15 protein-coding genes are annotated in these 15473 nt (G+C 52.0%); 4 read left to right on the top strand and 11 right to left on the bottom strand.

The genetic code is table 11. From position 1 onward, the window contains the following. Positions 1 to 81 precede the first annotated feature (81 nt). Positions 82 to 246 (top strand): hypothetical protein, encoded by a 165-nt coding sequence (locus JJQ72_RS09530; RefSeq protein WP_175415281.1) that lies wholly within the window; start codon positions 82 to 84, stop codon positions 244 to 246. A 169-nt stretch (positions 247 to 415) separates the two neighbouring features. Here the strand turns inward: JJQ72_RS09530 and odhB are convergent, their stop codons facing one another. From odhB to JJQ72_RS09505, 5 genes are all read right to left on the bottom strand, one after another. After that, entirely contained in the window at positions 416 to 1684 is a 1269-nt protein-coding gene (odhB, locus tag JJQ72_RS09525; protein WP_208203492.1) for a 2-oxoglutarate dehydrogenase complex dihydrolipoyllysine-residue succinyltransferase, read from the bottom strand. A gap of 5 nt (positions 1685 to 1689) precedes the next feature. Then, entirely contained in the window at positions 1690 to 4569 is a 2880-nt protein-coding gene (locus tag JJQ72_RS09520) for a 2-oxoglutarate dehydrogenase E1 component (RefSeq protein WP_208203491.1), read from the bottom strand. Between the two features lie 151 nt (positions 4570 to 4720). Continuing rightward, positions 4721 to 5590 carry a DUF72 domain-containing protein gene (locus JJQ72_RS09515; RefSeq protein WP_208203490.1) on the bottom strand — a complete coding sequence of 290 codons (870 nt, stop codon included), beginning with the start codon at positions 5588 to 5590 and terminating at the stop codon, positions 4721 to 4723. 141 nt (positions 5591 to 5731) lie between these two features. Beyond that, positions 5732 to 5896, bottom strand: a complete 165-nt coding sequence (locus tag JJQ72_RS09510) for a hypothetical protein (protein ID WP_175415282.1) — start codon at positions 5894 to 5896, stop codon at positions 5732 to 5734. Positions 5897 to 5995: 99 nt separating this feature from the next. Further along, the gene (locus tag JJQ72_RS09505) at positions 5996 to 6505 is read right to left on the bottom strand and encodes a metallophosphoesterase family protein (RefSeq protein WP_208203489.1); all 510 of its coding nucleotides are present in this window, start codon (positions 6503 to 6505) and stop codon (positions 5996 to 5998) included. A gap of 134 nt (positions 6506 to 6639) precedes the next feature. On the opposite strand from JJQ72_RS09505, the gene JJQ72_RS09500 reads away from it, so the two are divergent. Next, entirely contained in the window at positions 6640 to 7266 is a 627-nt protein-coding gene (locus tag JJQ72_RS09500; protein WP_208203488.1) for a LysE family translocator, read from the top strand. Between the two features lie 2 nt (positions 7267 to 7268). Here the strand turns inward: JJQ72_RS09500 and JJQ72_RS09495 are convergent, their stop codons facing one another. Then, positions 7269 to 8666, bottom strand: a complete 1398-nt coding sequence (locus JJQ72_RS09495; protein WP_233280990.1) for an amino acid permease — start codon at positions 8664 to 8666, stop codon at positions 7269 to 7271. A gap of 204 nt (positions 8667 to 8870) precedes the next feature. Between JJQ72_RS09495 and JJQ72_RS09490 the strand changes: the two genes are divergently transcribed. After that, a complete protein-coding gene (locus JJQ72_RS09490; protein ID WP_138226012.1) occupies positions 8871 to 9071 on the top strand; it encodes a hypothetical protein in 201 nt (66 codons plus the stop codon). A 49-nt stretch (positions 9072 to 9120) separates the two neighbouring features. On the opposite strand, the gene JJQ72_RS09485 is transcribed toward JJQ72_RS09490, so the two are convergent. After that, entirely contained in the window at positions 9121 to 11892 is a 2772-nt protein-coding gene (locus JJQ72_RS09485; RefSeq protein WP_243895991.1) for a CHASE3 domain-containing protein, read from the bottom strand. Between the two features lie 36 nt (positions 11893 to 11928). Then, entirely contained in the window at positions 11929 to 12306 is a 378-nt protein-coding gene (locus tag JJQ72_RS09480) for a DivIVA domain-containing protein (RefSeq protein WP_138226014.1), read from the bottom strand. 244 nt (positions 12307 to 12550) lie between these two features. Here JJQ72_RS09480 and JJQ72_RS09475 point away from each other — a divergent pair, with 244 nt between their 5' ends. Beyond that, on the top strand, positions 12551 to 13132 hold the full coding sequence (locus tag JJQ72_RS09475; RefSeq protein ID WP_138226015.1) for a TraR/DksA C4-type zinc finger protein: 582 nt from the start codon (positions 12551 to 12553) through the stop codon (positions 13130 to 13132). 79 nt (positions 13133 to 13211) lie between these two features. Here JJQ72_RS09475 and JJQ72_RS09470 read toward each other — a convergent pair whose 3' ends face one another. From JJQ72_RS09470 to JJQ72_RS09460, 3 genes are all read right to left on the bottom strand, one after another. Further along, entirely contained in the window at positions 13212 to 14216 is a 1005-nt protein-coding gene (locus JJQ72_RS09470; protein ID WP_138226016.1) for a Gfo/Idh/MocA family protein, read from the bottom strand. 24 nt (positions 14217 to 14240) lie between these two features. Then, positions 14241 to 14600 (bottom strand): replication termination protein, encoded by a 360-nt coding sequence (locus tag JJQ72_RS09465; protein ID WP_138226017.1) that lies wholly within the window; start codon positions 14598 to 14600, stop codon positions 14241 to 14243. A gap of 268 nt (positions 14601 to 14868) precedes the next feature. Continuing rightward, positions 14869 to 15417, bottom strand: a complete 549-nt coding sequence (locus tag JJQ72_RS09460; protein WP_138226018.1) for a general stress protein — start codon at positions 15415 to 15417, stop codon at positions 14869 to 14871. Positions 15418 to 15473 lie beyond the last annotated feature (56 nt).

Raw genomic sequence — 15473 nt, 5'->3', positions numbered from 1 at the left:
TTTAGGTTCGGATCGAATCGGATCAAACTGACCTGACTGTACAGACATACGTTATCATAACCCTTGAAGGAGGAATTTTCCATGAATCAGCCATCTGGAGAAGAAGTCAGAAATGAACAAAGCACGGAAACCGACTCCCAGGAGCAGCGCAACAAAGTGAAGAACGGAAGTGACATCGAGCCGCAGGCAGAAAACTGGAATCCGCGCAGCGAAGAGAACACCTCCAGTTCCCCAACCAACGAATAAAGTTCCTGTCACGCCCCGAGAACATTTCTCGGGGCGTGAGCTATGTAATCTTAAAGAGAAGACCGTCCCGCTATCCACTCCCCTGATTTGTTACAGAAAGGGAGTGGATGGCCATGGACGGTCTTTATTTAGGCTGTATTTAAAAATTGAATATTTATGAGTTCAAATCTTAGCCTTCCAGAAGCAAAGATTCCGGATCCTCCAGTAGCTCTTTCACCGTTACGAGGAAGCCTACCGCTTCTGCTCCATCTACGATCCGGTGATCGTAGGAAAGAGCGATATACATCATTGGGCGGTTCTCGGAACGCTCGGCATCAATGGCTACCGGACGAAGCTGGATTTTATGCATGCCCAGAATACCGACCTGTGGAGCATTCAGGATTGGAGTGGACAGCAGAGAGCCGAACACGCCGCCATTCGTGATGGTAAAGGTGCCTCCCTGAAGCTCGGACAAGGACAGGGTGTTGCTGCGCGCTTTATTCGCGAGATTCACAATTTCCTTCTCGATGGCAGCGAAGCCCATCCGATCCGCGTCGCGAACAACCGGAACTACAAGGCCTTCCTTGGCAGATACGGCAATGCCGATATCATAGAACTTCTTCTCTACGATGTCATCCCCATCAATTTCAGCATTCAGCAGAGGGTAACGCTTCAAGGCGCCAACCACTGCTTTTGTGAAGAAGGACATAAAGCCCAGGTTCACGTCATGCTTATCCTTGAAAGCATCCTTCCGGCGCTTGCGGACGTCCATGATCGCAGTCATATCCACTTCGTTAAAGGTTGTCAGCATTGCTGCGGTCTGCTGTGCCTGCACCAGACGATTCGCAATCGTCTGACGGCGGCGGGACATCCGCTTGCGCTCGACCGGCTTGCCGCCAAACTCTGAAGCTGCTGGAGCAGCTGCAGCCGGGCTGCTTTCCTGTTTAGGTGCAGATGCAGACGGCTTGCTGCTGGACTCATTGTGGTTCTTGACATCCTCATGGTAAATCCGGCCGTTCGGATCGCGTCCCTGAACCTGGTTCAGATCAATGCCGCGCTCTCTCGCAAGCTTGCGGGCTGAAGGAGAAGCGGTCAAACCGCTATTGTCTGCAGGCTCAGCAGCAGCAGCCGGCTGAACCGGCTTCTCTACCGCTTCCTTCGTCACTGCACCCTCAGGCGCAGCCTGGGTTTCGGCAGGCTTGGACGGCGCCGCAGCGTCATTGCTTTGCGCTGAAATGCGGCCAATGACCTCGCCGATTGTCACATTGTCACCCTCCTGGCGGAGGATTTGCTCGATGACGCCCTGGTCTTCTGCGCTGATTTCAAGGTTTACCTTATCCGTCTCCAGCTCCAGCAGCACGTCGCCTACCTGAACCTGATCCCCTTCTTTAACATGCCATTTAAAAATTGTTCCTTCAGTGATTGATTCGCCCATAGCCGGTACAGTAATTTCGCTCACAGCCGTTACCTCCCCAATGAGATCTGATGATTGATAGTTTTACGATTCAGAGCAAAGGACGTGATGCTTTGTTGCTCATAAGCATGCACATCTTGGTATCCACTGGCAGGACTTGAGCGCTCCGGACGTCCATTATAGCGTACTTCTACTTCTTTGCCGGCAACTTCACGGATGCGCGGCTCCATATAGCTCCAGCCTCCCATGTTCTGCGGCTCCTCTTGAACCCACAGTACTTCCTTCAGGCTCGTCAACGGCTTCAGCATGGCTGCAATCTCTTCCTTCGGGAATGGATACAGCTGTTCTACACGCACAATATGCAGCCAGGAGAAATCTTCTCCCTCTTGCTTATCAAGTGCTTCTTCCAGATCAATCGCTACCTTACCCGAGCACAGGATCAGACGCTCTACCTTCTTCGGTGTTTGTCCGAGGCCCGGCTGCGGAATGACTTCCTGGAAGGAGCCTTCGCTAAAGTCTGTGATGGCAGAGGTTGCACGCGGGTTCCGAATCAAGCTCTTCGGAGCCATCAATACGAGCGGCTTCGCATCCTCTGTGTTCAGCAGACTGGCTTGACGGCGCAGCAGATGGAAATACTGTGCTGCTGTAGTCAGATTAGCGACCATCCAGTTATCTTCACCGCTCAGCTGCAGGAAACGCTCCAGTCTTGCACTGGAATGCTCTGGACCCTGACCTTCATAGCCATGAGGCAGCAGCATAACGAGGCTTGACTTCTGTCTCCATTTGGAGCTGCCGGAAGTAATGAATTGGTCAATAATAACCTGGGCACAGTTTGTGAAATCACCATACTGAGCTTCCCAGATTACGAGCGTTTCAGGTGAATATACGTTGTAGCCATATTCAAATCCCAGTACAGATTCCTCAGAGAGTGGACTGTTATGAATAGCGAACGATGCTTTCGCCTGCGGCAGGCGGTGCAGCGGACAGAATGTTGAGCCGTTCACGGAATCGTGAAGCACCAGGTTACGGTGTGCAAAGGTTGCCCGTTCAGCGTCCTGACCGGTAATCCGGATCGGATTGCCATCGGCAATAATAGAAGCAAAAGCCAATGTTTCCGCATGGCCCCAATCTACCTTCTCGCCTTCATTCAGCGCCGTGCTGCGGCGCTCCAAAATACGCTTGAGCTTCGGATAGACCGTGAAACCCTCCGGCCAGTTCAGCAGCTCCCGGTTGATCTCCCGCAGCTGCTCCAGAGCCACGCCCGTCTTCGCCTTCGGCTTCTTCTTGTCTCCGCTCGGCTTGATGTTCAGCAGCACGTGATCAGAAGACTCGCTGTTCTTCACGATATCGTACGCCTCTTTCAGGCTGCTCTGAACCTTAGCCTTCAGCTGATCGGCTTCCTCCGCAGTAATCATCTGCTGCTGGATCAGTGTATCTACATAAAGATTGGAGACGCTGGCATGATTCTTCACCTTCTGATAGATGAGAGGCTGCGTCGTTTCCGGATCATCGGTCTCGTTGTGGCCGTATTTTCTATAGCCCACGAGGTCGATCAGAATGTCCTTCTTGAATCGGTTGCGGTATTCGCTTGCGAGACGGGCAGCAGAAATACAAGCCTCCGGATCATCTGCATTGACATGGATAATCGGAATCTCGTAGCCTTTAGCCAGATCACTCGCATAGTAAGTCGAACGGGAATCCCGGCCTTCAGTCGTAAAGCCGATCCGGTTGTTCACGATGACGTGAATGGTTCCCCCGTTACGGAAGCCCGGCAGCTTGTTAAAGTTCAATGTTTCCGCAACGACGCCTTCGCCTGGGAACGCAGAATCCCCGTGAAGAATAATCGTAACGGCCTTGTTCTCATCCTGCTTCGGATATCCAGGCTGTGTGCGGTCTTCTTGTGCAGCGCGGGTGAAGCCCTCAACGACCGGATTCACATATTCCAGGTGACTCGGGTTGTTCGCGAGGGTAACACGCATTTCATGCGCTTCCCCTTCCTTCACGAAGCGGTCTGCTCCCAGATGGTACTTTACGTCGCCGGTCCAGCCATAATTAATGCCCATTGTGCCTTCGGAAGGCACTAAATGCTTGTTCGTAGGAGCATGCATGAACTCCGAGAAAATCTTGCTGTATTCCTTCTTCAGGACATGAGCAAGCACGTTCAGGCGTCCCCGGTGAGCCATACCGATCAATACAGAATCGACATGCTCATGGGCCATTTCCCGAACGATCTCATCCAGCATTGGAACCAAAGCATCATTGCCCTCTACAGAGAAGCGCTTGGCACCTACGAAATTACGATGAAGGAAATCCTCGAACTGCTCTGCTTCAAACAGACGCTTGAGCAGGTGATGACGTTCTTCCTTGCTCAGGACAATCTGATGCACCACGGATTCAGCATGGCTGTTCAGCCAGTTCCGCTCTTCTTCCTCATGCACATGACTGAATTCATAAGCGATGGTGCCTGTATATATTTGATGAAGTCTCTGAATCGCTTCCCAGCCGTTCTTAACATCCTCTGGAGCTTCGTCCCACACCACCTCCGCAGGCAGTGCTGTCAGGTCCTGCTGACTGAGTCCATAGGTTTCAGGCTGCAGAAGACGAGTATCCGCTTCGGCTGAGATCCCGATAGGATCAATGTCTGCGGCCAGATGACCATACGTTCTGATATTCCACACCAATTTCCCGGCATTTACACTTTTCTTCAGCATTTCACGGTTAAAGCCGGCTGCCGTTGCCTGCGTATCCGCTTTCTTTTCACCTTTTGCAAAGGATGGCGGCGGTCCCCAGTTCGCGAATAACTCGCGGTAAGCAGGATCTACAGACTCCGCATCCTCCAAAAATTTCTCATACTGCTCTTGGATGTACCCTAAATTCGGACCGTGGTACTTCTCCCAGGGTCCCTCTGCTGTTCGGTCAAGGGTCTTCATTGCTGACTCCCTCCGTCAGATTATTTTGATGGTTATGGACGGAATTTCCTAAACATTTTACATTCACATTATACTCTAAATAGCATCCCGTCCGAAAATAGCGCTTTTATATAATATTGATCTCGGAAACAGATGAATCCATAACGGCTTCTTATACATTCCATTGCATTTGCTCCAGCTTTGCAGGACCTGTAGGCAACCGAAGCAGCTTCTGAAGCTGCTTGGCATTGGCAGCAGCGTCTCCGCCGGAATTGTTATTAAAAATAATCCAGCAGGCCTTGGTGCTGCCCAGAAGCTGCTCCACGTGCGCCTTCCATTCCTCCAGCTCTTCTTGACTGTAACGGTATAGATACCGGGTCTCCCTCCAGTTATCCTTCCCGCTGGAATGCCAGCCGGAAGGATCTCTGCCGTGAAGCCGAACCATGACCGCATGCTCCTGAGTCGGTTGAAGCACGAGCGGTACGGAGCCTGTTCCGGCCTGCGGCTCATCTGCAATGCTATGAATCCAGCCCTCAGACCTCATAAAGTCAAGTGTCTTCTCGCGAAATTCCGGCGCAAACCAGCTCTGATGCCGAAACTCGAGCGCTACCGGATAGTCCTGCATCCACTCTCGGGTCTTTTTTAGAATATCCACATTTTTCTTATCACAGTCAAACCACGGCGGATACTGAAACAGGACCGTTCGAAGCTTACCTTCCTCCTTCAGCACGTTTACGGAGTTCTGAAAGGCTGTGAACATGGATCTGGAATCATCGTAGTCATGTTTTCCACGCTCATGACCGGTCATCCCCTGGTAAGCCTTGACGATAAATCCGAATGTGTCCGGCGTTTGTGCGCTCCACTTCTGCATTCGCTCCCGTGAAGGGATTGCATAGAAAGAATTATCCATCTCGAGGATGTCGAAATGCCGGGCATACACAGCCAGCTTCTCTCCTGCCTTTGTACCCGCCTCGTACAGATCATCATGATCTCCCCAGCCGGACAAGCCAATATGAATATGGCTCGGAGAAGCTTGTTCCATGGTCCTCACTCCCTGCCTTGTCCTGATTCATTTTATATTAACCGTTTTACAGTCACTTCAAAAGCTGCTGCCTATGCCCTCACTTCTCAACCAAATAAAAAGCATGCCCGGTTCCGGGCACGCTAGACACTTCATATGCATTTAAAGACTATCGCCATTCCCAGGAATGACCAATGTATGGTCCAGAATAAACCGGATTTCCTGTTCGGTTAAGTAGGAACGCTCCAGCAGGTCCCGGATTTTTCGCTCATGCCTGCTGACCAGCTCCAGAAAGTCTTCCAGTTCCTTTATGGCTTCAGCCGCCATCCTGACTCCCCCCTACGGTTAGACTTGCATCTAACCAGTACGATACAGGAGGGCTGTTACCACAGCATTAGCGCTATGTAAAATGAACAGCAGCCTGAGTTAATTTTTGTCCCCATGAAAAACAAGCCTGCCGGACAGCACCCCCTCCTCAATCTCCAGGATCCCCCATGAATACTGCGGCTGTCTTCGCTTGTCTGTCGGCGAACCGGGATTCATCAACAGGATCCCCCTTTCTTCCCGTAAAACCGGAATATGGGAGTGACCATAGATAATGCACTGGATGTTATCCATATTCTCAAAGGCCTGCAGCGCACGCTGCTCGGTCGTTCCCTTGGAGCCGTGACCATGAACGATTCCGATCACGACACCTTGCACTTCAATTACTTTGGTGAGCCCCAGCTGCAGCTTAAGCTCTTCGGGATCTGCGTTGCCAATTACGCCCTCCACAGGAGCGAGCATGGATAATGCTTGAAAGACGTCAGGATGGCTCCAGTCACCTGCGTGAATAATCAGGTCGCAGGCGGAGAGCTCTTCTGTCAGCCTGCTCGGCAGCTGCTTCGCCATTCTTGGCATATGTGTGTCCGCCACGACCCCGATACGAAAGATCATGAATATCAGCCTCCTAAACCGTGCACGAATTTCTCTTCATTCCAAATCTAGAATGAGGGGCCAGCATCCTGAATATATTGAGTACAGGCTGTCAATGGCAAGCCTATTCTAGTCAATGCGAAGGAGAGAAGCGCATGAGTGTGTTGCTCAGCTATATTTTTCTTGGATTATCCTTGTCCGCTCCGATTGGTCCGATCAATGCCGCACAGCTGGATAAAGGGCTGAAGAAAGGATTTCTGCATTCCTGGCTTCTCGGCGTTGGTGCCGTTCTCGCGGATATTGTGTATATGGTGCTGGTCTATATGGGTGTCGTTCACTTTGTAAGCACGCCGTTTGTGCAGACGTTCTTATGGGCCTTCGGCGCCTTCGTGCTGGTGTATACCGGTATTGAGAGTGTTTTATCGGCCGGCAAAGTAAATGTCAGCGCCCATCACCAGGATGATTCGCTGCTGGCTTCTGTACGTACCGGCTTTCTTATGGCACTGTCCAACCCCATGACGATTCTGTTCTGGCTCGGCATCTACGGCTCGGTGATGGTCAAGACCGCTGCAGATCATGGTACCGGCGACCTGCTGCTCTTCAGCGGTGCCATCATCCTCGGCGTATTGATCTGGGATGTGGTCATGGCCGCAATCGCCAGCTCCTTCCGCAAGATGCTAAGTGACCGGGCCATTACCTGGATTTCAGTGCTTTCAGGTTTATCCCTTATCGGCTTTGGCCTGTATTTCGGCTGGCGGGCAGCTGCAGCACTGTTTGGGTAAGGCTATCGAACCGGCTTGGCCCGCAGCTTCGAGGCTGCTTTCCCCTTCCCTTGGAGCTTCTCTGCCTTGCGCCATACCGATTGCATGATAAGCACAACGGCCAGGATTAGCAGAATAAAGCCCAGGCTGATCCAGAAGCCCGGCCGGCTGGTGTGATGAAAAATAGAGCCGCTCACAGCGAGCAGTATGAGCAGCATGCCCGTATATCTTTTGACCTGTCCCCACTTGGTCAGCTTCAAGTTGCGGCCTGCCGACACCAGAATGAAGAACCAGTTGTACAGCAGCATTAATCCGGCAGCCGTCGTCAGGTACTCATAAATTTTGCCGGGCATCAGCAAAGAGAGCACGATGGACAGAAGGAGTCCGCCAGCCGTCAGACTAAGTGCATAGAGCGGCGTTTTTTGCTTAAACATTTTTTTGCTGAACAGCCCAGGGGCATCATGATCCTCCGACAACGTGACGAGCATCGTCGTAACTGCATACAGAGAAGCCACCATCGTTGAGAAGCCGGCCACAATCAGCACCGCATTAAAGACGTGGGGGACAAAGGGCAGCTGGTAAGATCCTAGAGCGACGATGAACGGGCTCTTGGTGGTGGAGAACTGGTTCCACGGCAGCAATGTTAAGGCCAGCCCCAAAGAGAAAATATAGATGATCGTCAGCACGATAATCATAACACGCCCGGATTTAGGTGCCTCCTTAGGATCCTTCAGCCGGATCGCCATTACGCCCATAACCTCAATCCCTCCAAAGGCGTAAAAGGCAAAAATAAGCGAGGACCACAGCCCGAGACCTCCGGTCGGAAACAGCTCGGCTGTTGACAACGGGACATTAGGCTTGATGCCGCCCGATAGCCAGCCCAGGAGCGCAATAACACCAATCACAATAAACATGACGATCGCAGCGACCTTGAGCACCGCCAGCACATTTTCCAATCGATCAAATACCTTGTTTCCGATCCAGATGACGAGCAGTCCCAGCACCGCATAGCCGGACGCGAACATCCACATCGGCACCTGCGGCAGCCAGAAGCTTGTGAACAGCGCAAGCGCCGTCATCTGGCTTCCCATAATTAACACCTCGGAGCACCAGTACATCCAGCCTGTAGAGAAGCCGGCCCAGCGGCCGTATGCTTTTTTGGCATAGGATCGGAAGGAGCCCTCCTGCGGGTCCTCTGCGGTCATCCTGGCCAGCACATCAAATACAATAAACGTTCCGGCTGCCGCGAGCAGAAAAGCAATCAAGATGGATGGTCCGCCAAGCTTGATGCCGAGGCTCGAGCCCAAGAAATATCCAGTGCCAATCGTAGAAGCAACACCAAGCAGTGAAAGCTGCCACCACTTTAAGGTTTGCTTGTCTTCCTTGACGCCGGGCTTTGCTGCTGCTTTTGTATTGCTCATCCTGCTCATTCCTCCTGCCTAAAGTGTAACGGCTTGTGAAGCTTATTATGTCTTTAGGCAAGTAAGGCTAATCTGCAAAAAAACCGGAAACCAGCGCTCCTTCTGACGCTGAATTTCCGGAATATCATAGAACTACATAAAATCAAGGAAAACGACAAACACTGGCTCATAGAACCTGTATTGCTAAGAAAGGATGGGCCTTTTATGAGCCAGACACATTACCCCTGGTACATTGTCGGTATTCTTGTGATCAGTGCTTTATTGTTATTTATGTTTGACAGGCATTTGCTCTCGACCAAGAGTCAGGGAGATAAAGCCGCCGTGCGTTCACTGGGCTGGATTCATCTGATTATTGCCGGTGCCGGACTGATTGTACTGCTCATTTATGCAGCATCCATCGGCTGAAAGAGATTCATAAAGTCCAACGCCACTCACCAAGGTGATCGCCACATGGTCACCCATCTGCCAATCCAGGCATCTCGGAATCTGCACGCTTCATGAGAGTATGCATCTCTGCAAAAATCTCGCTCAGCTGAATCGGCTTCATAATGTATGCATCCGCGCCGGCAGCCCTGCACTGCGCCTCATCCTCATCATTTGCCCGCGCTGACAGCATAATAACAGGAAGCTGTTCATAGGCTTCTACCTGGCGGAGGCGCGTTAAGGCCTGTAATCCGTCCAGCTTCGGCATCATTCGATCCATCAGAACAATGTCCACCTGCTCGCCGGAGGCTAAAATGTCCAGACCTTCATCCCCATGCTGAGCAGTAAGCACGTTCAAATTGGCCTTTTCCAGCGCGTTCGCGAGCCCGTATACATTACGAATGTCATCATCCACAATCAGTACGGTTTGTCCCTCAAACCTGTAATTTACAGGCTCATCGGAGAAGCCTTCTTCTCCGTCTTCATCCCCCGACCCTTCAGAATCTGAAGGAGGACTGCCGCTCTCCAGGCTCGTTGCAGCCTCCGGCTGCGAGAACATCTGCTGATCCAGCAGAGCCGGCGGCCTTGCCGGGAGGAGCAGCGTAAATGTACTGCCTTCGCCTACCTTGCTCTGCGCCTCGAGATGACCACCCAGCATTCGGGCCAGCTGAAGCGATATGGTCAGCCCGAGCCCTGTGCCGCCGTATTTCCGGGCCGTGGATTCATCTCCCTGACGAAACGCCTCGAACACCGGAGCCAGATTCTCCTCCGCAATTCCGATGCCGGTATCCGTAACCTTGAACGCGATCATCCTGCCCTGCGGCCTCGACCCTTCTGCCGCCGTTTCTTCCAGCATTGCGATGGATAACGCAACCCCGCCGGACTCCGTAAATTTAATGGCGTTAGACAGCAAATTCCGCAGAATTTGATGAAGCCGCAGTCCATCCGAGCAAAAGGCATCGGGAACATCAGGCTCAATATGCACGCTCAGCTGCAAATTCTTCTCCTCTGCCTGCTTGCCGAACTGGTTCACGACCATTTCCGGCAGCTCCGTTACATTAACCATATCCATCTCGATTTGCAGCTTGCCGGCCTCCACCTTCGATAAGTCCAGAATGTCATTGATCAGATTCAGCAGCTCCGTACCTGATTTATGAATGACCGAAGCATAGTTCTGCTCCTCCTCCGACAAATTGCCGTTCTTGTTCTCGGACAGAATCTGTGACAGAATCATCATGCTGTTCAGCGGAGTGCGGAGCTCATGGGACATGTTTGTCAAAAATTGCGATTTGTATTTAGACCCTTGCTCCACCTGCTCCGCATAGCGTTCAATTTCGCTGGCAGCAAACAGGGCAGCGTTCTTCTGCGCTTCCAGCTCATGGTTCAGCTGACGCGTCTCGGCCGACTGAACCTGCAGCTCCTCGGTTTGGCTCTGCAGCTCTTCGGTTTGAGCCTGCAGCTCTTCCGATTTCAGCTGCAGCTCCTCGTTCAGGGCCTGAGATTCCCGGTAAAGCTTCTGAATCTCCAGCTTGCTCTTCATGGATCCCAGCGCTTGTCCAAACACATGCAGCAGCTGCTCCATAAGCTGCATGCAGGCGGCATCTAATGGCTTGAATAAGGCAAGCTCCAGCACGGCTTCCACATTGTCATCCGTCATAATCGGCGCTACGATCAAACAGCTTGGCTCAGCATCCCCCAGTCCGGATTCAATCCGGACATAGTTGGACGGTACGTCCTCAAAGGTTAATATCCTCTTCTCCACCGCGCACTGTCCAACCAGTCCCTCACCCGGCTGGAACCGGTCTCTCACTTTATTCCAGGGCTCGCCGTCGGGATCGGCAAACGCGGACGCCTTCATGAGATGCTGATCCTCATGCTGCAGGAAAAGCGCGGCATAAGGCGCGCCAAGCACTCTCGCTGCACGGTGCGTAAAAAACCGGGTCAGCATGTCCAGCTTGTCGGCGTTCTGAAGGAGTGTCGTCATGGCGGTCACCTGATCCTTGATCCAGGCCTGACGGCTTACGCTTTCCAGCAGCTTATTGGTTTCCTCGGCGAGCGTGTATACCTCATCCCGGGTCGTAACTACAATTCTGCGGGACAGATTGCCTCCCTTGGCGATCTCCCGGATCGTCTCCGACACCTGGTTGATCGGCTTCACGATGGTTCTGGAAATAATGAAAGCTCCGGCCAAGGTAGCCAGTGCGATCCCGCTCCAAAGGCCATACATGGTCCACAGCAGCTCGAGGTTGCGGCTCTTCATCTGATCCACCCTTGCGGCCGTCAGCTCTCTTTCAGCTGTGCGAAAGACGGTAAACTGATTTCGCAGCACATCCATCGTGGACTTCCCGGGATCATTGATAAAGAACTGCAGAGCTTCTTCATCCTGTCCGGCCTGCTTGATCCGAACGGCAGGCTGCCCTGCGGTTTCAATCCACTTCTCAATATTGTTCTTGATCGCTGCAAGATCGTTAATTTGATTGTCATTGTTCTCGATCAGCCGGATCAATTTGTTATAATCCGACTCCCAGGTGGACAAGGCTTCCTCATAAGGCTCCAGATATTCCGGATCTCCAGTGATCACGAAGCCACGCTGTCCATTCTCCAGCTCCAGCAGGCTTTTCTCGATTTCATGGGCGAGGCGGTGCACCTCAATGTCATGGCGGCCGATAAAATCGGCCTCCTGATGCAGCACGGCCATACGGCCGGAGACGACCCACAGGAATGCGCCCAGACAGGCGATCACCAGCAGATAGCCGATAATAATTTTTACTCTGATATTAAACGCACGGCGATTCGGCGGCAAAGGACTGGCCTCCCCCTGTAATGTCGATCTGCTCATTTAGTCAATATAGTATTTCGGTTCGGGTCGAATCACTTTCTTGAGGAGTGCAAGATCTGCCTCCAGGCGGCTCACCGCCTCCTCCATCACTGCCGGGTCAATGCCCGGCTTCTCCTGCTCTGGACGCAGCCCGGCTTTCAGATCACGAATAATCATTTGCTGCTCCTGCCATTTATCCATCAAATCCGAGATGGTTGCATAAAAGCGTTCGTAATCCTTAATGACATCGTCCAGAAAGGTATCCACCTCTTGAGCGTCATAGCCTCTCAGCTTCGTATTGAATTCCTTCTCGTGTATGGACAGGGCATCCATCTGAATGCCCAGCTGACGGAACAGCTTTCTTTGCTTGTCTAATCTTCGTTTCATGTGTTCATCCATCAATAATCCCTCCACTTTCGGGAACAGCTTGCTGACTGTACCCGAGCATTGTTGTACCTGATCCAGGACATATCAAAATCATGCTTGCTTTCTATGTAGACCATCTGCTTCTCGTTCATCTCGTTCATGGAGTATCCACGCCTTTTCTTCGCTGAATGATTGCACTGCCCTTCCTCGGGGTAAGGAGACTACATGAAAGTCCGGCATCACCTCTTATTATAATATGGAAGGGAAGGTTATAGATATGAGCCATTTGAGCGAAAAACAACAGGAAACGTTAAAAGCGCGCCTTCAGGAAGAAAAAGAGCGGCTGGAGCAGCATTTCGGCCCGCAGGAAGGAGATCAGGACGAAAGGCTGTCTGATGAATCGTTGAGAGAGTCTACAGGAGAACTGAGCTCTGCTGATAATCATCCCGGGGATATCGGTACCGAAACCTTTGAACGCAGCCGGGATCTGGCGATCGATGAAAGCTTGACCCAGGAGCAGGATGACATTGAGAACGCTTTTGAGCGTATGGAAGAAGGCACGTATGGCACTTGTGCTGAATGTGGACAGGATATTCCTTATGAGCGGCTGGAAGCCATCCCATATACCGCTTATTGTGTAGAGCATACCCCGGAGCAGAATCGATCGGACCGGCGCCCTGCCGAAGAAGAGGTCATCACGACACCTCCCGGCGGAGCAGGTATTCACCGCCAGCAGGCTGAAGGAAAATTCGATGATGCAGGGGCCTGGGATTCGGTGGAGCAATACGGAACAGCGACCTCGCCGGCGATGGATGTCGAGCCCGGTGAGGATGATTACCACAATGAAGGCAAGGCGTAAATAATGACATTTCAAGGCTTGCAAACAGCCGGCAGTCCATCTGCCGGCTGTTTGCGTATGTTTCATAGCCCTAAAAAGGTTAAGGAATAAGAACCCGGCTTGACGTGTGAATAGCCCGCTGACAGGCATCAATGACCCTCATGTTATAAATGGCATCGTCCATGCCGTAGGGCAGCGGAACTCCGTCCAGCACTGCTGCAGCCATAGCATCCGCCTGCAGCGCAAAGTGATTATGCGCCCCCAGCTTTTCTTCCCGGGTGCCCCGGGGCGTATGAATCAGAATTTGAGCCTGGTCTTCCATCCGTTCCCAGCCGAACGCAGATGGAAGCTCGATGCGTCCTTCCGTGCCGGCAATTTCGAGGCTGCACCTTGAATAAGCCCACATGCCGCACTCAAAGGTCAAGCCCAACCCTTCTTCAAACTCCAGCATGCCGTGAGCCATCATATCGACTCCATCATGCTCTTCGGAGAACATCGCATGACAAGTGACGGCTCTGGGCTCCATCCCGTAGATCATGCGGGCGGCGGAGATCGGATAGCAGCCCACGTCGTAGACAGAGCCTCCGCCCATTTCCCGGCTGTATCTCACATTACTTTTGTCTCCGGCATTATTGAAGGTGAAGCTTCCATGAATGCCGCGGATCTGACCAATCTCTCCACTTTCGATCAGTTCCCGTACCCGGGCATGCTTCGGATGATAACGATACATGAACGCCTCGGCAAATACTCGCTTATGCTCCTGCGCCGCTTCCGCAACCTGACGAATTTCAAGCTCATTCAGGGCAGCCGGCTTCTCGCACAGCACATGCTTGCCCGCCTGCATGGCTTTAATAGACCATGGCTTATGCAGATGGTTCGGGAGCGGAATATAGACAGCATCCACATTGGGATCATTTAGCAGCTCATCATAGCAGCCGTATGATCTCGGGATATCAAAACGCTCAGCGACCTCAGCGGCTTTCTCCGCATTCCGGCTGGCAATGGCAGTGACCTCACAGCGATCCGATTTCAGAATGCCGGGTATCATGGAATTCCGGGCAATTTTTGCTGTACTCATAATACCAAAACGTAATTTCGTGCTCACGGAAAAAAACCTCCTTGCTATAGGTCAGTAATTGTCTCTTACTGCTTTGTTCAATATACCCAGACAGCGGTCCAAATCCGTCTTCACCTGCTTCTTATACAGCCTGGCCTTCTCCGCCCCGTCACTTGTAAAGTGATATAGCACGATCTCCTGAAAATCGACTTTAGGATCACTGCCTTTAAGCTGCTTGGTCCGATAGAAGACGCCCTCCTGAACCAGCTCATGCAGGGCACGATAGATTTCACTCTGCGGCGGCGAATAGCCATGGCTTTTGAACTCTTGCCGCATTTCTTCCAGCATTTGATACCCGTATCCCCGCTGCTGCTCTACCATGGTAATTAAATACACTTTGATAAACGCCCTTTGAGCGATCATAAAGGCCATCTTTCGACCCCTCCCCCCAATTCACACTCTATATGTCTCATATTGTATACTATCTGTCCTATGCTTGACTAATCTCGCCTCACTTTCCCTTTTAAACCTCCTGCTTGCTTCTAGAAACGGGAGAAGGATTTACATCGTGTAAAATGAACACGATTATTTTTAGAGTTTGTTTTTGTGAATTTTTCATATGTTGAAATAATATTATCAGAAGTAAAAAAGAAGCGGCGGTACGATTTCGTCCGCCACTTCTGTAGGGTTAAGCCTTATTTTACAGCAGAGTGTTGTTATTGGGCAGGCCGTCAATAGTCCGGCTATCTGTACGAGAATACCGATCTGAATTAAGGGAGCGGTTAGAGTTAAAAATATCATGCACATCGTCATGCCGCTCCTCGTCATCGACCAATACCAGGATCCGGCCCTCATTAATATAACCCTCATACTCCCTGGCTTCCTCTTCCGGAATACCTAAGCCGATCAGGCCGCCCACCAGGCCGCCTGCGCCGGCTCCAACGGCAGCGCCTGTTAAGGTTGCCGCGATAGGTCCTGCTGCCAGGATCGGGCCGATCCCCGGAATGGCAAGAGCTCCCGCTCCGGCCAGCAGGCCGGTAACGCCGCCCAGAATTCCGCCTGTAGCTGCTCCCGCTGCAACACCCTCCGGTGCCTTCGTACCGGTTTCCTCCGATACCGTTTCCATCTCCTGCTTATCCTTCGATAATACAGATATACGTTCCCCTGAAACGCCTCGATCCTGTAGCTGTTGAATGGCTTTGATCGCTTCTTGCTCGGTTTCAAATACCCCTACGACATGCTTTTCCATCGTTAACGCCTCCTTGTTCGGGTGTAGTCTGACATCTATTACCCCGTGCCGGAGTT

It is taken from the genome of Paenibacillus sp. F411, from assembly GCF_017582705.1.
GTDB classification, from domain to species: Bacteria; Bacillota; Bacilli; order Paenibacillales; family Paenibacillaceae; genus Paenibacillus_AQ; species Paenibacillus_AQ algicola.
This window is presented reverse-complemented; position numbering and strand designations above follow the sequence as displayed.